The sequence below is a fragment of the Desulfoprunum sp. genome (assembly GCF_053613775.1).
On sequence record NZ_JBSHXH010000004.1, the window covers coordinates 1,179,068 to 1,200,509 of the forward strand.

Genomic DNA, 21,442 nt, shown 5'->3' on the forward strand with positions numbered 1-21,442 from the left:
TTATTCGAGTGACGCTTGACGTGTTTCTCGCGTAGCAGAAGCATTCTTGAATCCATAAGGAGCAGTTCCAATGGCAAGTAATACTTTAGCGTAGCCATGATCCTTGATATACGCCACCGCCCTGTTCAATCGGCCAAATGACAACTGTGTATGGCTTTCGAGCTCTGGCCCCTCCGCGTCCTTAAGAGCGGCTATTGCATTGAGCACTATCTTTACGTCCTCGCTGGGGGAATACTCCAGAAATTCACTGAGGGCATGGAAGAGGAGATATGTTGCCTCGACAAATCCGAAATCATAGGGGTGTGTACCTATTTCCTTGTTCGTTTCAGCGAGTCCTTGTGACTCCAATTCATCCACTGCGTCATTGAGTTCAGTTGGGGTAAGATGAAGAGCCTCAGCAAAATCTGTATTTCGGACTGCCCGCATGAATGGTTCGTCAACATCTGTCGCCCGGAGAAGGTGAAGCCCAACTGTCGAAGCCAGCCGAGATAGTCCGGCAACAGGCTCTACAATCGACTTCAGGTGTGCTGGGGTCTCACCGAGTGGCGGTTTGTCCGATACTCTGGCAAGCACATTGAGAATAGACCTCACTCCGTTGTCAAAATCAGTTCGCATGTCTACCCAGTGGAGGGCGCGGAGCGCGGTCGGGATTTCTACATCTTCTTTGAGAATAGGGATGACACGAACCAGATCTTCAATACGTCGTATTGTCGCTACGTTTAGCTCTTCTCGGACCCAGCTTGAGCGAACACTCTCCTTCGAGAGTACAATGGCGAAGGCAGCGGCGTTAGCGAGGCCCTCCTCGAAGATCTTGCTGACGATTGAGTCACCTGGCTGAATGTCCCACTTGTCAAACCACACATCTTGTCCCTGGGCAATGAGTTCGCGGGCTAAACGCTCTGCGAACTCTTTATCGTTGTGGGAATGGCTGAGAAAAACCTTTTTATCCGAGGTCATTGGCTGCCTCCTTTATGCGCTGCAGGTCAACGGAGGTGCGAACAATCAGATCTGCCGGTCGAAGACCTCCCGCCGAATGTTCTTTAATGTGGGTTGGATTGATCTTTCCGATGGGGGCTGCCTGGTACGCTCCGCATGAGTTTCGGGAGGCAATTCGAACAAGCGAGAGGGGAACCTCCGCAGCCCCCGTCTTTTTGTGAATATCAATTACGGTGCCAACGGCAAGATCAACGTCCCCGACAAGTACAAAGAGCCATCCTTCTGGCATGTCGCGATTACGCTCAAACGATGATACTTGCAACCCGCCCAATCGCCCTAAATAGAGCTGCCATCCTTGGCCGAGGACCGAAAGGGTTACGAAAATCAGCGAGAGAGCGACGAAAGTAGCAGTCATCATCGCAGCGCCACTCAACTTAATGCCTTGCGAAGGCGTGATATACATTGCGAGGATTGATGCGCATCCGGTGAGCACAGCCCACCAATTACGAAAGAACGGGCTAAAGAGGAAGCGCAGGAAGCTGGGTAGGGTTTTCGCTGTCTGTGAATAGCTCATTGAGAAACTCTCATGTTATTTCGTCACCTCCCGTGCGGTACGTTTTTCGGCCAGGGTCAGGTGGTGGTCGTTGATGCGGTCACCGCCAAAGAGGTGGTACCAAGGGGCGGATTTCACATCCTTGCCACGGTCCTTGTTCCAGTTGATGTTGGGCTTGTCGCGTAAGCACCCTGTGCCTTTTTTGCCGACATCGGACACCGTGAGGAAAGGGCGGATATTAAGGCGCACACCGTCATTGAGGTCAGGGTCCCAGCCGATGGGCTGTTTTTCCAGTGGTTTCCAGCGCACGAAGATATCGTAGGGCGCTTCGCCTTCGAGGATCAGCTCCAGCTTTTTCTTGAGGGCCTCGGCGGCGGCCAGGCGTTCTTGGGCACCATCGGTCCCCTTGGCGATGGCATCCTTCTGAGTTCGAATCCAGTCGCCCAGGTAGGTGTAGGTCAGGGTCTCCAGAAGCTTGGCATCGAGCTTGTGGTAGTTGACCAGGGCGGCGAAGCCGTCGCGCAAGCCATCCCAGATGTGCCAGATGAAGGGGCGGTGTTGGAATAGCTTGCAGTGTTGGGTGAAGAACTTCTCCCGCAACCAGGTCTCCAGTGTCTTGCCCGCGTGATCTGCGCTTTTGAGCAGCGCGGCCAGGATATCGTTGGACCAGGCATCACCATAGGCGGCGGCCAGCAGGTTCAGCAGACGGTCGGATGCCGACGCCTCGCCCCGCACCGGCGGGATGCAGACGATGCCGTCATCATCGGCGTAGCCAGCTAGGGCTTCACAGCGCTTGACCCATTCGCGCTGCTCGTCGGCCAGTTCCATGTTCGGGTCCAGCTCGGCAGGCCAGCGGTAGCCGAGGAGTCGAGCGACAGCGATATGCAGTACGCTGTCATCAGTACGCAGCGGGCCATTGGCTGTCCATTTTTTCTCGTCATCCCAGATAACTGAACCGCAAGGATGGCCGTGAAAAATCCACTGGGTGGGATCGTCTGTGTAGGGTTTGGGTAGGCCATTGGGGTATAACTGTGTGGCTTTGTGAATCCAATTTTGCTTATCGAAAGGTGCAGCCAGAAACGTTTTGACCTCTACCTTTCTATTCTGATTAAGGTTTTTTACTTCCGTTGTGAATGAGCCACCATAACAATAAGACCACAAGCCATTGGTGTCTTCTGGATTGAAAGGGACTATTGCGCAACAATTTGGGTCGTATATAGCCCCAGTGTAAATTGAAGCTGGGAAATTTCCCATCTGGCTAACAATTACGCCCATCTTTCCCCAATTAGGTTTGCCTCGTCGCCAATTTTGTGCTGCATGATTTAGGTGCCGCACACTCTCTGCGAGTTGCGCCAGTCTTCCTGCTTCTTTCTGCCAGAATATTATTTCCGACATGCCATCAAATGGATCTACTCCCTTTGGGGTTGTTTGATGAAAAGTCCAGTTAGAGCCGAAACATTGTACTTCCCAATAATTTCTTACAAAGCTTGGAGCGTCACCAGTTCCGCACCCTCGTAAAGCTGAAGCGTACTCAGCCAAAGATTTGGCATCTGCAGATCTAGAAAAGGAAATAATATGCTGAGGCTTTGAAAGCTGCTCTAAAATTTCAATTCGATTTAATTCGTTATGAATAATACCTGTGGACTTTTGGGCTACGTCTTTCTCATCGCTTACGTCTATCCCTAAGAAAAAATCACTCTCAGCGAGCCTTCTTTTATGTATGATATTAAGCGCTACTTGTTCGCCATTCGATTGTGCGCTCTGAAACCCTTGTTCTCCTAATCTGGCAACCATGGCAATTGAATGCTCGGTCATTAGCTTATGACGGAAATGTCTGTATCCCTTTAAAAACATCCAACTTTGAGGCGCTACATAACATGCAATCCCGTATTTCTGTAATAGTTCTATGGAACGTAATGCCATTGCTGTTGCAAGGTTTGCTTTTGCGGATTGATACGTTTTTTCGATATATTTTTTTAACGGATCGGAGTACTTGATAGCAGTAAGAAATGGCACGTTTGTGCTTATCAGATGAAATCTTTCTGCTGTTATAGTTGCTGTCTTACTGAGTCCTTTTGCTACAACCGCCATCTCCGCCTTTTCATCATCCTTTTCACCCGCCAACGCTTTAGTCAGCAGAGGTCCAACTTCTTCCCACTTGAATTCAAACAGTGACCCCTTGCCCAAACTCGCTTCCGGGTTGATCAGACTGCCGAGCACCGGTGCATCCTTGAACTGCTTATAAAGCTCTTCGAGAGCAAGCCGCAGATTGGTATTGTCTCCGGCCAGTGCCAGCCAATCCTCCTTTTTGGCGCTGATCGACAAACCAGAGCAGGCAACATTCAATTCCGGCAACACCCGGTAGCCACCAGAGTTCGGGTATTTCCATGCGGCCAGCGCCAGGGCAAAGGCGGCCAGCTCCACGCAGCGCTGATCCAACTCCAGGCCATGGATGTTTTCCCGCAGCACGGCGTCCACTGCCTCCTTGGCCGAAAGACCGTCGCGCTCCATGCGCATGGGCACCAGCATCAGGAAGGCTGCCACCAGGAAATGGCCCGACCCGCAGCAGGGGTCGAGGGTCTTCAGGTCGGCAAGCTGCGAAGGCCAACCGTCGAAGGTTCCTGCCGCCGGTGTCCAGGTGCCATCTTCCCGTTGCACAAAGCGCAGATAGTTCAGCGGTACACCAGGGATCGCCGCCTTCCGGCGCAGTTCCTTTTCGTTGCTGGCGTTTCTAAGGTCGGCTTCGCTGAGCCGTCTTGCCGCCCACCAGGCCCCCAGGGAATTGTCGAGCAGGAAGCTAACCATGTAGGGCTCGGTGAAGAGCTGGGTAACGGCAGGCAGCTCCCGTGCGCCAATCTTGAGCTCGGAGGCGTTGACCTCGTCCTTCTTCTTGGCCTGCCAGAATTGATAGACCCAACCGAGGCTGTCGGAGGCGGTGAAGACCTCCAGCGGCAGGTCGGCCACCAGACGCTCCAATTTCTGCTGGTGCTCGGGCGGCAGGACCAGTTGGAAAACCGGAGAGTCAAGCCGGAAGATCTGCGGCAGCATGCGGGCGGCAAACCGGGCGGCCAGCTCCCAACCGTTGGCTGCGCCTTCATCAGGGGCGAGGTCTTCACACTCTTCGAGGGTGACCGCCACCGGATCGTCCGGGTCGGGATACATCAGCAGATTGTTCTCGGCCAGGAAGCGGGCAAAAAGCATGCGGTGCCAGTGCTCGTAGGCGACCTCTTCGATCAAGCGGTCCATGGTCTGGATCTTGCCGCCGTTCAGGGAATCACCCCGTTGGCGGCCGTGAACGCGCAGCTTGCGGCGCAGCTCTCGGTCCTGTTCGCTCAGGTGAGCAAAGGGCGCGGCCTCACCCACACCGAGTTGTTCCAGCGCGGCACGGGCGGCGTCCTCGGCAATATCACGCGCATCCTTGATGGTGCGTTCGAGTCGGTTTCTTAATGTTTTGTCGAGCGGCTGCATGCGTTATTTCCCCTGAAGGCTGCTTATCGAATCACTATCGGCCCGTTTTGCAGGGCGGCCTTGAGTTGTTGTTTCACGTCGTCGACCCAGGCATCGATCTCATCAATGGTTTTCAGTGTGCGGCGCGGCACCTGAATGAACTGAGCCTGGGGTTCACACAATTCGGCGGCCCCGCTGGCGACGTTGTCGAAGCGGGCCGGCATGGCCGCCACACGGTCGCCAAACATCGATAGGGAGCAGTGGTCCAGCGTGGCCAGTACGTCACTCGTCGATTGGACCTTGACGTTGGGCCGGGCAGATTCGTGCAAGAACTGGGCGGACATGAGCTGGTAGCGCTGCTCCGGTTCCAGTTGCTGCCAGTTACTGTCATCCGCCAGGCGTTTGAGGCCTTCCGCATGACGGGAGGTATATTCGCCATCGAGCTTGTTGAGCTCATCGCGCAGCAGTTGGGTCAGGTTGGCGATCAGCGGTCCGACCAGGTCAGGCTCTTCCAGAAGCTGGCGCTGCTGCTCAATAGTCTTCACCTGGGCCAGGATTACCTCGGCGTCCTGAAGCCCGGAAGCGTGGGCCATCAGGCGCTTCAAAACGCTCCAGTTGGGCCAGCGTTTGGCGATGCGCTCAGCGAGATCGGTCCAGCTATCGATGCTGCTACCCAATTCATCCCGCCGGTTGTAGAGGGCAAGCAGTTGTTCATTGCCCGCCGTAAGGCGGATTTCGTCGAGGGACGTTGTGTCCGGCCGGGCCGGTTTCGGTGCCTCGCCGCCAGCCTGGTCGGCAATCTCCACCATTTTCTGCAGGAACTGCGGTATATAGGCCAGTTCCTCGCCCTGCTTGGCCGAGAGCCCGACCTTCTGCAACAGCTTGCGGATCTGGATACGTTGGGCGGTGGTGACGGTGGCGGATTCCACCTTGAACATCACCTTGCCGATGGTTTTGCGCTCCAGTTCCTTGGGGTCGAGGGGTTGGCCACGATCGTCTTGCGCCCGGATCAGCCCGGCTACCAACAGCACCTGTAGACCGCCGTCCACGGCGTCACGCGACCATCCGTAGGGTGAAGACTCGAACTGGGTGCGGATATCTGCGCCTTTTTTGCCACCGGCGATGAAGCCGAGGATGGCTTTACATACCGGATTTTTCGCAGGTTCGCCTTCGTCACCGACGGCCTTGAGCGCATCAGGAGCGCCTTTCTGGGCTTTTTCATAAACCTTCGACCAGCCGATATGATCGGCGGTGTGGAACTGCGGGTAGAGCCGTTGCAGTGAATTTCCTGCCGCTTCGAGAGACATTTCCTGGAGATTGTTACCAAGAATCTCATTGCCGCCGCCCTGAAAGACGCGGGCTCCGGAGAAGGCTTCTTCGAGCAGTTCGCGGATCTTGCCTTCGGCGGTCTGCTTGGTGGTCTCCATGGCCGCACGAGCTTCGGTGCCTTCCGGGGTGTTGGGAACACCGCGTTTATCCAACGTGGCGCTGGCGGCCTTGTAATCGATGAGGTGGTGGCGAAGGTCATCGGCCGAACGCTTGGGGATGAACACAAAGACGGTCGGGGATTGATTGCCCGCTTGCCGTGAATCGGCCCGCACCGAGTTTTCGTCAATGCTCCAGCCGTCGCGAACCCAGACGCAAATGCGCTGATCGGCATCGGTGGGAAGCTGGGCGTCAAACACCGGAAAGATGTCGCGGGTAACCTTCGAGCTACCCTGGGTGAGGGAGAGCTTGCGTACCATCTCACCGAATCGCTTGCGGATGCGGTCGTCGCGTTCGGCCTCGATGCGGTGCGCCTCGTTGGACAAGGCGGAGCGCTGGCTCAGAAACTCATCATTCCAGGCAGCACTTTCCTCGGTTTGAATGCGATATTCATCACCGACCTTCATCAATAGTTCGCATTTGTCGAGTAATCCAGGTAACTTGCTGCGCAGAGCACCAGAGCCACGGGAAAGATTCTCAACCAGCAAATCGGCCAGGGTGTCGATAGTGGCGCGGATGCCAATTTCGTTATTGCTGCTAGCGAGCTTGTTGATGAGAAACACCAGGCCGCAGGCACGCCCCATGAGTTGTTCGTCATCCGACCCCTTGCTCCAGCTCATGGTCTTTTCGTGGACCTTGCGGGGCAGGATGCGCGACTGCAACAGCTTGTCGGCAGAATCAAAATAGAGATAGTCAGCCGGAACAACACTCCCCAGAGATTCGTTGAGATTGGTCTGAATGACCTTGTGAATCATACTGAGCTGGTTACGGAGCTGACTGTCGGTTCCGGTCTGATCCAGCACCCGGAGGGTGTTTTCCCAAAAACGGCGACGCACCGGAAGAATCGGATAGTCCTGGGGGAAGAAAGCAATGTCGTACTGCTGATGGCCGATGGTTGTGCCCGCCAGGTGCCGGGAGATCTCGCCCAGATTGGTTTGCATGATCTGCTCAATGGGCGTCTTGGCTTCCGGTTTCTTGGCCAGAATGACCTGACGAATGACCGCATCGACATCGGCATCGGAGAGCTCCACACGGATGGTGAAACGCCCCTCGAGCTTTTTCAGGTTGCTGGTACCAGTCACGGCCGTCTGACCAGTGCCGATGAAGAGGAGTTTGCCGCCAATGTTTTTGCTGCAGGCTTCCACCGCCTCCTGGACATCAATTGAGCGTTGGCTGTCTTCGCCGATGTACTGTTGAACCTCGTCGAGCACGACAAGCGTCAGGGGGAATTTGCCATCCTTCGTCAGGGCCTGCCGAATCGCCTTGAGCATGTCATCACTGGAGATGTCCTGAACGTAAGGGTAGAGATTGTTAAGAGACTCGACGCAGGATACGGGTGATGAGAAGAGTTTGGGCTTGGCCTGAACCAGGGCATCGTGAAGGCCTTCAGCGACGTAAAAGTTATCCAGCTCTTCGTCCCAGTCGAAGCCATTCTGTTCAACATGAGCGCGAACCTGGTCATAGATGCCTTCGTGTTTGAGCCACATGACGAAGCGGGCAACCGGATACTGCTCAGGCAATCCAGCGGATTTCAATATGATGCGCAGGAGTGCCAGCCGGACACTGCCGCTCGCACCGGCTCCCAGTGTGCCGGAGACGGCGTGCAGCCCTCCATGGCGTTTGGCCTGGGTGCTCAGTTCCTTGAAATTATCAGTGATGCCTTGAGGCAGGTTGGCAATGCCGCGAGCCGTGGCTCCATCCTCGAAGACCGTGTCAACCCAAAGCGCACGGAGCATTTTGACGAGGTGCGATTTACCTGATCCGTAAAAACCACTGACCCAGACGGCGGGTTGCTGTGCCTGGTCGATGTTTTTCAGGTAGGTCTCGAGGATGTGTGACATCCCTTTCTCGTATTGGCCGTCGCAGACGAAGGTCTCCAACTCGTAACGGAGTACCGCCAGGGCCTGACTGGTCTTCTCGTCGTTGACGCTTGCCACACCCTCGTTGACCAGCTTTCGGGTGGCCGGATCTTTTTGGTAAATATCGCGATTATTCATCATCAACCCCACGTTCAATATTCCTTGTCCGCAGTGATCGGTACGGCGAGATAGTTCCACCCGTCATAGCCATCCAGCAGCCTGTAGTTGTTGTTTTCATAGCTGCCCGGGAAAAAGACCAGCAGCCGTCCCTTGACCATCGGGGCCAACTTGTCGACGACCTCTTTCACTTTCAGAAATCCGAAAAGCGAACCGACGCCTTTAATTGCCACGACGGAATCGGGTCCGATCTCGTTCGTTTGGAGGAAAGTCTCGAATTCATCGGTTATGAATGCGAGGTATTTCGGCAGTAGCGTGGAGAGCAGATGCGGCTTCTGAAAGTAGCTTTTGGCGTACCTTTGCGAGGCGAGCCAAATGGCAAAAGTATCCGTCAGGTCGAACATGGCCCACTCATGGCCTGCCTGTCGCGTGACGATTTCAAATTCATCGACCTTGGCCCGCAGCCAGCGCTCCTCCGTTTCGTTGTAGACACAGAAGATCACGCGCTGTGCGGCAGCGGCATCATCGCGCCACGGAACGGAGATGTATTTGCTGTAGGACTGTATCAGCCGCTTAACTCTGCTCACGAAGCCACTCCATTTCTTCTTGATTGATCAGGTTCGGAAACAGAACCTCGATGACATCACCCACGCGTTTGAACACGATCCAGCCTTTGCGAGAGGCCTCTTCGGCAAGTACAATGGCTTTGTCGAACGTGCAATCGAGCAACTTGGTGTATTCCGTTTGGAAAAGCGCCTGTCCTCGTGCGCCGGTGAGATAGCCAAGAAGCAAAGCGTAAGAGACACTCCCGGCGGTAGGATTAGCGCGGGAGCGCACTTTCCGGGCGCGTCCATACAGGTGGCCGGACTTGGTCCACGTCGAATTGATATTTTGTGCCGTTGATTTAAGTGTCGCCTTGCTGAAGCGGCCTGGCTCCAGGGCGTCAATAAACTCCTCAAGAGACTCGCGGGTAATCGTATCGCCTTCTGGAAATTTCAGAATGAACGGTGCCGTAGACCGGAAAATGGAGTCCCGAGCGTATGTGCAGAGCAGCGCAAGCAATGGCTGTCCATCGATGTCACGATTCCAAAAGTAGAGGAGAGCTCGAAAAAGGACGTTGGTGCGGTCAAGCGAGTAAAGATCAACGAGATGTCGATATGTGAGAGTTCGGGTCTTACCAGAGCGCTTACCTAGGCAGTTCTCATCATCTATCGCTTGAAGGTAATCACTCTTCTCAGCCACGGGCCAGTCAACATAGGTCAATAAGGCCCCCAACTCCTCAAGCATCATGGTGCGAGAAGTATGAGCGCCTCCGCGTTCGAAGCTGAATCCGAACCGGGATATTTGTTTATTCTTTTCCGTCATGCTCACCGCTGGTCTCAATTGCTCCGCCTTTGCGAACCCATTCGTCGATTTCGTCTTTCTCGAATTTTCAGAGACGACCGATTTTGTGGGCATGCATGGCTTTTTCGCTGATCCACTTGTAGGCCGTATCTCGCTTTATGCCGAGATAGGCTCGAGTTTTTTTTACGCCTGCAGGCTAGTTATGTTACCATCTATTTTCCATACAGACTAACATGTTGACGTCTTTTTTTTGGTATCGCTGCTGACACCGAGGTGTTTGCCTATATAGTCACAGGTAAAAAAGTGTTTTCTCATCTCGACCATTTCCTAAATCCTCATGGACAATAGGTTTTTTACAACGTCAGGGGTGGCAATTGGGATGCAGGAAACAACCTCCCAACTAAAATATCCTCCATATATATTTTGATAGGAGACGATTGCAAACGCTTTCGTCCGGATTAAATACAAAATTTGCTCACAGACTAACCACTGTCCGCCAGCATCCAGCCCCAGATAAGCGAGTATGATATCCTGTAAAATCAGGCATTAATTCTACCTCGATTCGCAGAAAGTTGGGGGGCTGGCCGGCGGGGTTGAACAATTATTCCTGAGGGTCAATGAGAAACAGGAAGAGGCTGTGTGAATCGGAAACATAAGGCCGGCCCCGGCAAAGGGACCAGCCTTTCGTTCAAGGGCATGGCGCGAGAGCGATTCAGACAGGGTAGATGCCAGTCGGATCCGGGTCAAAGAACGCCGGGTCGCACAGGTCGCACCGCTTGATCCTGTCGCCGTCCACCTCGAAGACCATCACCGAATCGGTGTCCCGGTTCTCGCCCTGCTGCAGCACGACACAGGCCTTTCCGAACTGGTTTCCAGCCCTCGCGGTGGACAGCTCGCCCCGGACCTTCTTGCCGGATGCCTTGATTCTCTCCATCTTGCCGGCAAGGTAATCGGCAATACCCTCTTTGCCTTCTAGTGGAGTGAACACCCACTGAGATTCATACACAGCGTCATCAGCCAGCAAGTGAATGAAATCGGCACAATCAAGGCGGTTCCATGCCTTGGCGAAGGCGGTTGCGGCGTCGTGCTCGGTTAAGATGGTTGGTTCGTGGTTCACATTGTTCGGTAATCCCGTCATCGAAATAGGATCCTGGTCGAATGAATCTTTATTTCCGTAATGCCAAGTGAGATAATCCTGAAGAACAGGCTGGATTGGTTCCCATCCATTCCAGGAGATACAGTCTGCTGCCTCAATACAGTAACAAAATGACCGACCTGCCTTGGTCGCACCCTTATCTGGAAACCACTCTTTAGCGGCAGCCAGGAGCAGCGCCCATAACCCAACATATTCAGCCTCATTATCACATTGAGCAAAAAGCCATGGCTTCATTTCGCGATGAAGGGCGATGTAGGAGGGGTGCCACAAGTCAACATCGTCAAGCTTGAAATCAGGGTTGTCTTTTAGCCATCTATCAACCAGCCGAGTGATTTTTTCTGTTGGTGGCAGATCAGATGCCAAAATGCTTTTGCACCATGGGTCGGCAGAGTAGTTCTTTGATTCGACCTTTTTATGCCTTTTCCGTATTGACTGAATTTGTTTGTCAGTCATCGGCGAGCCGATCTTATCCCATTCCTCTATCTGTTCTCGCGTCAGCTTCGGATTCTCTGACAGCAGCTTCAGGGTAAAAGCTTCCCGTTCTTCCGGGGTCGGTATTTTCCTCATTCTCAATCTCTTTCCTTGCCTGATTCGCCCGTACCTTTTCCCGAGATTATCGGCGTCGGTGATGGTGTAGTTGGTCGCTACAGGCTGGTCAGGAACTCGTTCAGGTAACTGGTCGATATCTCCCTTGCCACGTCCCGAGCCCGGTTTTCTTCCTGACTTCTTTTCAGGTCGTCCTCCGGCAGGTTCTCCGTCATCTGCTTGAAGATCGTTCGTTCCGTCTCCCGGTGATCCTTTTCGATCCCCTCCAGGAACTCCTCCAGCACTCCCTCGTTCTCCATCCGCTTTAGGTCGTCCGGGTCGTGCTGCTGCAGGTATTCCACCGTCATCTGCTTGTAGTTGCTCATTGCCGGCACTCACAGTGTTCTTCTGTGTTACTGAGATTCGCGGAGGTCAAATCATCGGCGGCAGATTCCTCGTTATCAAGGAAGAACTCCTCCTTGCCGGTTGGGATCGCCTGAACCTCATCGTAGGACTGCATCCCGGTACTATCCACCCCTGGCCAATCGCGGGCGGCGTTATACCATATCTTCAGGTACGGCCGGAAGACCTCACCAAACTCTTCAAGCATGATATTCGCGTAATCAGAGAACTTCCTTGTGCCGGCCTCAACGTGATAAAGCGATGCTTGGACCCCGAGGTAAAACAACTCCGGGTCGAACCCGGACCGCAACGTGTTCAGCTTCGCCTTCAGCCGCGCCCTGGCCGCCGCTACGGCGTCACTGGTGAATATCTTGTTGCCGGCGAACTGGTCGGTTTTTTCTTTGTCAGATTTGCTTAATTCAGTGGCAGGCTCCGGCTTTGAATCCTGCTTTTCTCCCTGCTTTTCCGCCTTATTTTTAATTGATGGGTGATTGATTGAATCAACAGTATCGCGACATTCCTCGTCTTCCATCCTCCCTGTCACCTCGTCGTCCAGCGCCTTCATCCACTCCTCCAGCGTCAGACTGTCGTACAACTCCCTCGCCCCCGGTATCTCCATGGGGTCTTTCCCGGACGGCCTGATCGCCGACCCGATCCAGGTCCTCAACTCCTGGCCCTCGTCCATGATCTGCATCACGAAGTCCCTGTCGCTCAGATCCTCCACGTCCGGGGGAAGAAGCCCGAGGCCCGACAGCAACACTTCCAGATCCTGTCTGCCCTCCTGGTACTCCTCCTGCGACTTCTTCAGCAGGCGATATATCTTCCCGCTCTGCTGGTCCATTATCCTGGAGTACAGGCTTATAGGGACTCCCTTCTGATCTGGTACGAGGCATACGCTCAGGATTTGCTGCCTCCTGGTCCCGTCGGGTTTCATCCACGCCAAAAGCCGTGGCCTCTCCTTTTTCAATGGCATTGTTGCTACCTCCTTTTCGTTCCACCGTATCGCGATAGTCAGGAGATATCAAATCTTCGGTGAAGTTTTTTCGTTCCAGCCTGCTTCATGGTCTGGGGCAGGGCATTTGAATTGATTGGACAAGCCATGCAAGATCGAAGATCCAGCCTTGCTGGGTGAGGACGGGGAGGGTGAAGCAGGAGGAGATGGTGATTCCGGAAACGGAAAGGGGCAGGTACCTTCAGATCTTCGCCAGGGGGCCAGGATCGACGCCAAGGGCAGGAATCAAGCCGGGCAATGCGCCTGAGGTCATTCACATCCTGGCGACGATCTCAGGACCTTCTGGCTACTTCGTCCGGCGATAAAACTTCATCGCGCCGCTGTAGGTCATCTTACCCCGTGAATCTCTGATTTGACCTCCCCAGGTGCCACGGCCCGGACCGTGATATTGATCCCGGTTACAGGCTCACCCTTATCGTTGACGAACTGGTGCCGGTGCTGAGACGGGGCGTTGTATCCGTGCATCGCGTTCAATTCCTTCACCGCGGCGATCCTGCTGGTTGCCGGTTCTGTTGCCGATCTCGCAATCCCCGAGAGCACGATCAATGAATCGTGCCGCTCCCATACGAACTTCTCGATGATCTTTGCCCGCAATTCCTCGATCCTTGAGGATATCTTGGGGGTTGCCAGCAAAGCTGAGGCGGATTCGTTGATGCTCTTCTTCGTCGTCGTTATTCGCACCTGATATGCCTTCCGGTACGCTTCCGAGGCGTTCCCGGTCTCCAGGTACGCCAGACAAAAGGCTTCTTGCTTCGGTGTCAGTGTCATCATTATTTGCTACATCCTCCTGAGTTAGTCTTCATCCACTGGTGCGCCTTGACCTCTGAACCGAATACACGGCGCACCCATTTCACTTTGTCCGGCTCGATCCGCCGCACCCACTCATCAAACGGGACCACCCACGAAAAGGAGGCCCCTTGTTTTGACTTGATCTCGGCTGGTCCTGGAGTTGATCCTGTCGAACCGCTCAACCTGTCCGCTGAGTCGGAACTCGGCCGGATACTTCATTGTCATGGTCTCCATGCTGTTACGATTCCGCCAGGGTAAGAACCTGGTCCCTTTTCCTGGCGGGGCGTGCAGCCCCATTTACTATTGCTCCAATCCTCGGCAAGCAAACCGAAGGCTTGCCCTTTCGTATCTCGCAGGTTGAGGCCAGGGTCGAGTATCAGTTTCATCACCCGCGCCAATCGTGCAGCATCTTTCTTAGAAAACCAAGGAGGATTAAGGTCACCGAATAGCCAAAAGCTCCCCCGTATAGCCACAGGCTCATCCTTTCTGACGTGAACCCAGGGATACTCCGCATAGTCAACAAATTCGTCTGTAGCGATCCCGCAGGGCTTGTAATCGCGATTCAGCCAAATAAAGTTACCTCCCCCCGCCTCATGAAGGCAATAAGGCAGGAAAGGCTTTAATGCCCGGATGGATTGCTTACTGAATCGATAGCCCGGTGGCGGAGCGAGTGTTGCTTCAAGTGCAACAATTGCTGACGAAAACACCTTCTTCCAAGATTGCTCATTGCTCATTTCAACCTCCTCAGTTTGTTTTTATCGGCCTGGCTGTCTGCCGGATTGCCGAGCCGTGTTCCATAAACCAGAACTCAATAACCCCATCAGGCATGATTGAAACCTGCAGGTCGGACCGGTTCCATAAACTCATCCACAAGATGCCTTTTGATTTGTTGCGTCGATACAGTTCCCGGCCCGTCCAGCCGGCCGCCTTCAATCTTGCCCGATACTCATGCAGCCAGGAGAGAGCCGCAGGAGGGGCGCCAAGCAGAACTTCCCGCCCCCGCGCCTCCTTTTTCCCGGCTTCCGCCTTTCTTCCAGCCTCGGCCCCTTCAGGCGCTTTCTGTTGAGGGATGCCTTGAAGGATGTCCGCCCCGTCCCTCACGGCTAGGCTTTCCAGGATGTCTGCCTTCCGATTCATTATCAATGCCTGGAGTTGGTGGGTTATCAATTCACGGGGAACGACCATCAGCTCACCCGGCCGTGAAATGGAAAGGCTCAATCCTGCCCCTTCCAGGAGGCTGAGGACATCAGAAGAATTCTGCATTCGTGGCCTCCTCGGGATGCGGAGGTAACCCCTCCCGGTTTAAACCGGAGGAGGGTTTACCCTCCCCCGTAGGGGAGAGAAATCCACGGTATACAGTTTCGCAATTACGCGGACTTACGAACCGTAGGGCATCGTTTCTCCGGTTTGTTTCCTCCGGTATATCTTTATCCTTTGATTTCGAAGAGTTATAAACCGTAGGCTCTCCTTTCTCCGGTATTCTCCGGTTCTCCGGTATTTTTTCCTCCGGTATTTTCTCCGGTATTTTCTCCGGTTCTCCGGTATTCTCCGGTATAGCCTCCGGTTCCAATTCAGTGACTGGTTCAGGGTATCGACTCAGGTAGAGTACCGTCCGACCAGCACCATTTTTCCCCGCGCGCTCGAACAACTCGCCACCCAAGAGACATGCCGCAATGGCCTGCTCAACTACGGGTCGAGTGATGGCTTGATTCTCGGTTTTCCATTCTCGACATTTGCCGTCCATCAGCATTCGCTTTGTCAACTGTCGCCCTTCCATGGAAAGCACGAAGTCCAGGACAAGCCCCTTGACGGCCGCTTCCAGGTCGGCGTCAATCTCTCTCATTCTCGGTTCGCATGGTCTCAGCATTCCGCCCCGCAATCGTTCAAGGAAGTGCACCGGCTCGGGTGCGCCGTAGTTTTTCTTGCAGACCTTCAGGGCCAGATACTGGCCCGGATCCGACGCAGGGACGCCCATGATCTTCTTTGCGTTCTTTTCGGGAAGCCCGAACAGGTTGCATTGCCATCGGACCCCGTTGGTCAATCCGCTCGCGCCCCTTGATGCATCCTGGTGCATCGCGGCATCGAGGTCAAAACCGTGAACATCAGCACCGGCGCGCTTGCCAACATGGTGCAGGATGATCACCGCCGCGCCTGTTTGTTGAGCACAACGCTCCATCAGGCTGACGAGAAACGTACCGGCACCGTTGTCGTTTTCCTCCAGGCCGTGGAACCTGGAACAGGGATCAAGGAGGATTAGGCGCAGGTCCTCAATACCTACGATTGAATCCAGGACTTCTTGAAAAAAATCGGATTTGGATAACTCCCTATCCACCTGGCTCAAAAAACGGACGTCATACCCAACGGCGGGGATCACCTTCATGTTCGCCCGGAGCAAATCCCGCGCCTCGGGATCGTGTTCAAAGAGTTGGTTCGCCATGGCGTACATCCGGTGATGAATGATAGTTTCGTCGTCTTCAGCGAACACCCCGAGCACCTTCCCTGCTCGTGTTGGCGTGAAGATGCCGGGTAGGATATCCCGCCCCGTTGCCGACGCTATCAGCATCAGCAGACCCAATGTTGACTTGCCGGCCGCGCCCGGCCCCACCAGCATTCCGGTTGTCTTGGCCAGCAGCGTGCCTTGAAAGATCCAATCGAGAGGCGGCGGCGGTGTGTCGATAAACCGTGATACAGACCCCTGTCTCAAGGCATCTGGAAACCATGGCTGTGAGGCCGCCTCTCGGGGCGGTTCTTCTACAACCGCTTTCTTGAATCGCTCAAAGGTGTATCTGGTCTCGCCGTGCGCGAACGAATTGATGATCGGGTTGCCATCATTCCAGTAGAACAATGCCTTGGTCAGACTTCCGCCGTCGTATTCTGGTTCAAGCGGATCGGCCAAAGGTTTCTTATGGTAGACGGTCGGATTGTCCAGCACTTCGGCAACCGAGACAGCTTTTCCTCTCAGGTGAGCAAAATAGAGTTGGTCCCCGTCTTTAAGGATGTGATTCTGACGCGAGAGAACGATTTCCCTGGCTTCATCAAGACTGATCCCTCTTTCGGTAGATAGCTCCCCCGCCGCCTGCTCAAGATATTTTTCCTTTACGACCGCCTGTGAAGGTTTCGCGAGTTCGGTCAAGCGGGCCTTAATGGCCTCGTATTCTTCTTCCTCGGCTGGGGTCAGGTCGGGCAATAGTGCTGTGTTAAGGCGCGTCCCTTCCTTGACTTGTGGCGGGGGTAGTTTCTGCACAAGACCGTCCTCGCAAACAGCCCCCGCCACAAAGTCCAGCCTCTCGGGGCTGGCAACGGACAGGTCTATAAGGGTTCTGAATAACAGTGCACCTGATCGCGATATCTCAACCCTTCCGTAACCCGCTAAAAAGAGCCGCTTGCCCAAGACTTTGAGGAACCTGGGGATATCTGTGCCATGCTCGACAACGAAATAGAGGTGAAAGCCTGACCCTTCGCCGCGAAGTTCCTTACCGGTTTGGTCGAAAATGCAGGACGACGTTGACGGGGTGCTCACCCACCCCGCATTTCCCATCTCCCGCATGATCCTCGTTATCAGCTGAATCAATTCGACAGGTGAAAACGATTGCAGGGCGCCATCGTTTTCGGCTACAGAATTTGGCCGGGCCTTGTCATGATCGAACATCATGAGAGCGGAATTGTCCGGATAAGAGATGTATTCTTTTGATCGGGCGATAACAGGCAGGGCGCCGGGTTTCTGCTTTACATACGGTAGCCGCCTCACAGTCGTTATAGCCGCCTTTGTGTACTGAGATACTCCGTGGACCAGTGCTTGATTCCGTGCCAACAGTCGCAGACTGTCGGCGAAATGCTGAAAGCTCCTTACGAAGACCTGCTTGATATTCCCCGAATTCATTGAGCATTGACTAGCGTCCTTGATCACCATGCCTGTTTCAGGATCATCACGCATGATCTTGGTCAATAGCCCCTCCGCCTTGGTAACCACGGAGAAGATGGCGAGGATATCGGAGTCTTGGACGGTTTCCACGTTGTTCATAGGCCCGTCCTCCCGCCGAAAACCAGCGCCAGCCAGGCCGCAATGGTCACTGCATCGACGACCGCGAGAACTCCGAGAAAGAACCAATCTATCTCTTTATTAAATCGTGAAAATTGGCTAGTATGCGCTTGTTGTTTTGAAGCGGTTTCCCTCGGCCTGCCAGCCATACAGGGGGGAACCGCTTTTCCGTTGGCGGGCATGGGTCACGCCTCCATCCTGCTGATGAGCCATTCACAGAGGGCGTCCACCGGGTAGCATCGCTGCCGCCCGATACGAAACGCGCCTTGTGGTCCCCGGCCCTCTGAGTCCAGATTCGCCAACGTCCCAACCGCAATCAATCCGCCGGTGAAGGTCGGCACCTGTGATCGCGGTACAAAACTGGTCGGCCACTTCTCCGCCGCCTTCCTGATGGTTGCTGCTGCTGCTTCTCTATCGAATCCCATTTTCAAAACCTCCGTAGGCTTTTCGTCCGGCGCCGAACGATTGATAAGCCTATGGTACCCACTGTTTTGAGGGGTGTAAAGGTAGAAAGCTAAATGAAACCAGACACTTAGGTCTTAATGCTCAGGTCTCAGTGTCTTAAAAAAGAAACGCTCCAACCGACTCGAAAGTCAGTTAGAGCGCGGGCGGGGAGGGGATTGTGCTAAGTCTTAAAAAATAAGGCTTCTGGTCTTAAAAATTATTTTTTCTTCGATGTTATTTTTTTCTGGCCGACTTGATTCTCCTTTTAGTGGCCTTGACTCTATCGAGTTGGGATTGAAGAAGTGATGGTGATTTTCCAACATAAGTAAATTCAATCTTCGGCTCGGAGAGAGCCATATATTTTCTAAGGGTCGCATCTGACATTCCGGATTCGGTTCGAAGCTCCACGTTGCCTGTAAACGGATGATCTTGATCGTCTCCTGCCGGGACCGCATGTGTAGGTGGTAGCTGTGTGCCCTCTATTTCTCGGCGTTCGTTGTTGAGTTCGGCCAATCTTCTTCTGATCTTTTCATCTTGATCAATATCCTTCGCCTGCATGGATTCCACACGGGCAATCTCTGAATCGATCTCCTTCAGCCTTACGGCATTGTCAAACCCCTTCTCAAACTCCGGGGTTGTCTCAGGCGGATCGTACTCCGGCATCTGATCTTTCCAACCTTTCACCACTTTCAAGCTGTCGTCTGCGTCTTCCTTCCATTTCTTCCATTCATCCAGCAATTCGTCCTTCTTGTTTTGGTCTCCCATCCTCGTCCCTCACAAGGTCCCCTTGATAAAAAACCGGGCAGGCCGCCAGGGTCGTTGCTCTTCGGTGGTGATGATCAGTCACCGCCTAGCCCGGTCAAATACGCTTGATGCGTAGGCGTCTCAATTATCGAATTACCAAACCAGGAATGGAAGGATCGGGGTGTGGGATCTTCTTTCGTAATCCTTCGCGGTACAGCTTTTCCAGTTGACCCTCGATCTCGCCCGGTCGTGCCGGTCGCCTTTGGCTGTCCCACTCCGTTATCATCTCGGGCGTTACGCTGGGAATCTCGGACATTATCTGCCGGGCGTTCTCCTCCAATTCTTCCGGTGTCGCCTTCTTTCGCTGCACTTCTCAATCCCTCCCACTTTCGCTTCAATGGACAGTCCGGGTTGCGCCTTTTCGGTGATCAGCCTAGCCCGGCAAAGGTCATTATCCGTTCTGCAATTTCAATACTGCCTGCCTCCGCTGGTTATCACCGATGTGGGCGTAGCGTTCGGTTATCTTCAGGTCGGAGTGCCCCAGCAGATCCTTGACCAAGTACAGATTGGTGTCCTTCTCAACCAGCCAGCTTGCAAACGTATGTCGAAGGGTGTGGAAGTTCACCCACTGCTTCTTGTCGGTTACGCCCTGGTTGAACAGTTCTTTCACCACCTTATAGTAGACGGAGCTGATCATGTAATGAGGCTTGTTGTCAGTGCCCCGCGCAGGGAAAACGAGATGGTCAGGCTCCCCCGGCCCGATGCTTGACATCAGTTTTTTGACGCCAGGATTCATATAGGCTGGCCTGTCCTTCCCGCTCTTCGTATTCCGGAGCATGATTACCCCCTGGAACAGGTCCACATCGCCCCATTTCAGATTCGCCACTTCACCGAACCGCATCCCGGTGTAAAGGCTCAGATAGGCCATGTTGTGGACTTCGTCCGATCTCTTGGCCAGCTCGCCCAAGAGAAGTCCGGCCTCTTCGCGGCTCAAGTATCGATCCTTCTTGTTGTCCTGCTGCGGGTATTCGATACCGGCGGCCCTGGAGCTGATACTGGTTTTCTTTTTCTCTTGGGCTGGATTCGGTCCTGAATACAATCCTTCGTCACTGGCGAAATTGAAGACGATCCTGATCACATGCAATGCGTACCTGATAGTCCTTGGGCTCAACCCGGCCTTCGCCATGCTGTTTTGGATTTTTTGGATGTGCGGCACCTGTGCGACATTCATCAAGGGAAGACTTCCGACCACCGGGAAAATATGCAACCTGGCGAGTTGGTCCTCTCGCTTCCAGGACCGGGGATTCCGTTTCTTCAGCTTCGACGCAACCAGATATTTTTCGAACACTTCCGTGAAGGTGAGATTGAGTATTGCTTCGACAGCTGCTTCCTCCCTGGCCGCCTGTAACGTTTCCTCGTTCTGCTGCCGATACTCCGCCAGGGTGAAGGGTGGCGTCCGATCCTTCCGATTATCTCGCAGCTTCTGATTAATCCTCCTAGCGTGATCCTCGTTTTTTATGTACTCTCCTTCCCATCCAAGGGACTCGGATACAGTCTTACCATCAAGCTTGTATGTCATCATGTAGTAGCGCAAGGGTCTTTTCCCCCGCCCCACTCCGGTGGTCTTGCTCTCATGTTCTCGGTACCTCAGCCCTGTGTGTTCTGACTTTATCCACTCCACCATTGCCAGTCCTCCGCGAGTCCGCTTATCTGGTTTCTGCATCCGCTTATCTGGTTTTGGTCAACCCCTGGTCAACCTTTTCAGGTAAATAGGGTGAATCCCTGTGAAGTATGCTATTCGATAAATGCTTGAAAGTCAAGGGATAGTGATGTCTGGTGAAGGTATGGGAAATGGCTTGAAAAGGACTCTGACTCCGCTTATCGAGGTTCGAGCCCTCGTCCCCCAGCCAAGCAAATATCAGCACTCAAAGCGCTCCAGCTTTAAGTGCTTTTTTTGTTTCCGCAGATGTTGCCCCCATGTTCAATCGGTATTCATGATTATGATTACTGAAGAACATGTCCCCGCCGCACAGCCGCAAGGGGTTGCGTGGCGTGAACAACGTTGATCGGAAGTCTATTTCTTTTTTGGCGGCAAAGGTGCCTGGGACGCCGGTATTTTTAAATTTTTATTTTTAGACAAGCATTTATGGAAACGACTACACTCGTATTGATCGGCCTGTTGGGAATGGCGCTTTGCTGGATGATGACAATTCACATCAAGGAAGAAAGACGAAAAATAAAACAATTTATCCAGGACGAACAAAACAAATTGGAACAAGCGGAGAGAATGAAACGATTAACAGGAAAATTTTAAATCATGTTCGCACTCAAGACGACCCGATCAAAAATTCCTCAGGCGGCTCTCGAAAGCCGTCCTTGATGATTGGAGAAGAAGCGGTCCGTCAAACTGTTTTTTTTCTCCTGGTAGTAGTCAGCGATAGTGGCCGATCCAGTCTCACGCCCTCGCCCCATCACACCCGGATCTCATCCGTTTCATTTGACTTATCGAGAGTTTTTCCGTAATTTCACATTATAATACAAATTGTCATCGCATACGCACCGGCCAGTCCGGTACGCATCATGACCGAAT

17 protein-coding genes and 1 pseudogene are annotated in these 21,442 nt (G+C 53.7%); 1 reads left to right on the plus strand and 17 read right to left on the minus strand.

Annotation, left to right across the window (positions count from 1 at the left end):
- The 17 genes and pseudogenes from ACWGKN_RS09380 to ACWGKN_RS09460 form a co-directional block, all read right to left on the minus strand.
- Complete coding sequence (locus ACWGKN_RS09380) at positions 1 to 957, minus strand: toll/interleukin-1 receptor domain-containing protein (protein WP_452095093.1); 957 nt, start codon at positions 955 to 957, stop codon at positions 1 to 3.
- Entirely contained in the window at positions 944 to 1,510 is a 567-nt protein-coding gene (locus ACWGKN_RS09385; protein ID WP_452095094.1) for a hypothetical protein, read from the minus strand. Before ACWGKN_RS09385 ends, ACWGKN_RS09380 begins: the two co-directional genes overlap by 14 nt.
- Positions 1,511 to 1,525: 15 nt before the next feature.
- Positions 1,526 to 4,957 (minus strand): Eco57I restriction-modification methylase domain-containing protein, encoded by a 3,432-nt coding sequence (locus ACWGKN_RS09390; protein WP_452095095.1) that lies wholly within the window; start codon positions 4,955 to 4,957, stop codon positions 1,526 to 1,528.
- A gap of 23 nt (positions 4,958 to 4,980) precedes the next feature.
- Positions 4,981 to 8,418 (minus strand): BREX system P-loop protein BrxC, encoded by a 3,438-nt coding sequence (gene brxC, locus ACWGKN_RS09395; protein WP_452095324.1) that lies wholly within the window; start codon positions 8,416 to 8,418, stop codon positions 4,981 to 4,983.
- Positions 8,419 to 8,432: 14 nt separating this feature from the next.
- On the minus strand, positions 8,433 to 8,984 hold the full coding sequence (locus tag ACWGKN_RS09400) for a BREX protein BrxB domain-containing protein (RefSeq protein WP_452095096.1): 552 nt from the start codon (positions 8,982 to 8,984) through the stop codon (positions 8,433 to 8,435).
- The gene (locus ACWGKN_RS09405; protein WP_452095097.1) at positions 8,971 to 9,762 is read right to left on the minus strand and encodes a hypothetical protein; all 792 of its coding nucleotides are present in this window, start codon (positions 9,760 to 9,762) and stop codon (positions 8,971 to 8,973) included. The genes ACWGKN_RS09400 and ACWGKN_RS09405 overlap by 14 nt, the downstream gene beginning before the upstream one ends.
- 70 nt (positions 9,763 to 9,832) lie before the next feature.
- Positions 9,833 to 9,901, minus strand: a pseudogene (locus tag ACWGKN_RS09410) (transcriptional regulator); the annotation flags it as partial.
- Positions 9,902 to 10,453: 552 nt separating this feature from the next.
- The gene (locus ACWGKN_RS09415) at positions 10,454 to 11,464 is read right to left on the minus strand and encodes a nuclear transport factor 2 family protein (protein WP_452095098.1); all 1,011 of its coding nucleotides are present in this window, start codon (positions 11,462 to 11,464) and stop codon (positions 10,454 to 10,456) included.
- A 77-nt stretch (positions 11,465 to 11,541) separates the two neighbouring features.
- Positions 11,542 to 11,808: a hypothetical protein gene (locus ACWGKN_RS09420; protein ID WP_452095099.1), complete on the minus strand. Its 267-nt coding sequence runs from the start codon at positions 11,806 to 11,808 to the stop codon at positions 11,542 to 11,544.
- Positions 11,805 to 12,797: a hypothetical protein gene (locus tag ACWGKN_RS09425; RefSeq protein WP_452095100.1), complete on the minus strand. Its 993-nt coding sequence runs from the start codon at positions 12,795 to 12,797 to the stop codon at positions 11,805 to 11,807. Before ACWGKN_RS09425 ends, ACWGKN_RS09420 begins: the two co-directional genes overlap by 4 nt.
- A gap of 366 nt (positions 12,798 to 13,163) precedes the next feature.
- Complete coding sequence (locus ACWGKN_RS09430; RefSeq protein ID WP_452095101.1) at positions 13,164 to 13,607, minus strand: terminase small subunit; 444 nt, start codon at positions 13,605 to 13,607, stop codon at positions 13,164 to 13,166.
- 239 nt (positions 13,608 to 13,846) lie between these two features.
- Positions 13,847 to 14,359, minus strand: a complete 513-nt coding sequence (locus tag ACWGKN_RS09435; protein WP_452095102.1) for a hypothetical protein — start codon at positions 14,357 to 14,359, stop codon at positions 13,847 to 13,849.
- 10 nt (positions 14,360 to 14,369) lie between these two features.
- Positions 14,370 to 14,888 (minus strand): hypothetical protein, encoded by a 519-nt coding sequence (locus ACWGKN_RS09440; RefSeq protein WP_452095103.1) that lies wholly within the window; start codon positions 14,886 to 14,888, stop codon positions 14,370 to 14,372.
- Entirely contained in the window at positions 14,872 to 17,646 is a 2,775-nt protein-coding gene (locus tag ACWGKN_RS09445; protein ID WP_452095104.1) for an AAA family ATPase, read from the minus strand. The genes ACWGKN_RS09440 and ACWGKN_RS09445 overlap by 17 nt, the downstream gene beginning before the upstream one ends.
- Before the next feature lie 696 nt (positions 17,647 to 18,342).
- Positions 18,343 to 18,873, minus strand: a complete 531-nt coding sequence (locus tag ACWGKN_RS09450) for a hypothetical protein (protein ID WP_452095105.1) — start codon at positions 18,871 to 18,873, stop codon at positions 18,343 to 18,345.
- A 124-nt stretch (positions 18,874 to 18,997) separates the two neighbouring features.
- Positions 18,998 to 19,222, minus strand: coding sequence for a hypothetical protein (locus ACWGKN_RS09455; RefSeq protein WP_452095106.1), 225 nt, complete (start codon positions 19,220 to 19,222; stop codon positions 18,998 to 19,000).
- An 81-nt stretch (positions 19,223 to 19,303) separates the two neighbouring features.
- Positions 19,304 to 20,536 carry a tyrosine-type recombinase/integrase gene (locus tag ACWGKN_RS09460; protein WP_452095107.1) on the minus strand — a complete coding sequence of 411 codons (1,233 nt, stop codon included), beginning with the start codon at positions 20,534 to 20,536 and terminating at the stop codon, positions 19,304 to 19,306.
- Between the two features lie 462 nt (positions 20,537 to 20,998).
- On the opposite strand from ACWGKN_RS09460, the gene ACWGKN_RS09465 reads away from it, so the two are divergent.
- Complete coding sequence (locus ACWGKN_RS09465; RefSeq protein WP_424255305.1) at positions 20,999 to 21,166, plus strand: hypothetical protein; 168 nt, start codon at positions 20,999 to 21,001, stop codon at positions 21,164 to 21,166.
- The last annotated feature ends 276 nt before the right edge of the window (positions 21,167 to 21,442 follow it).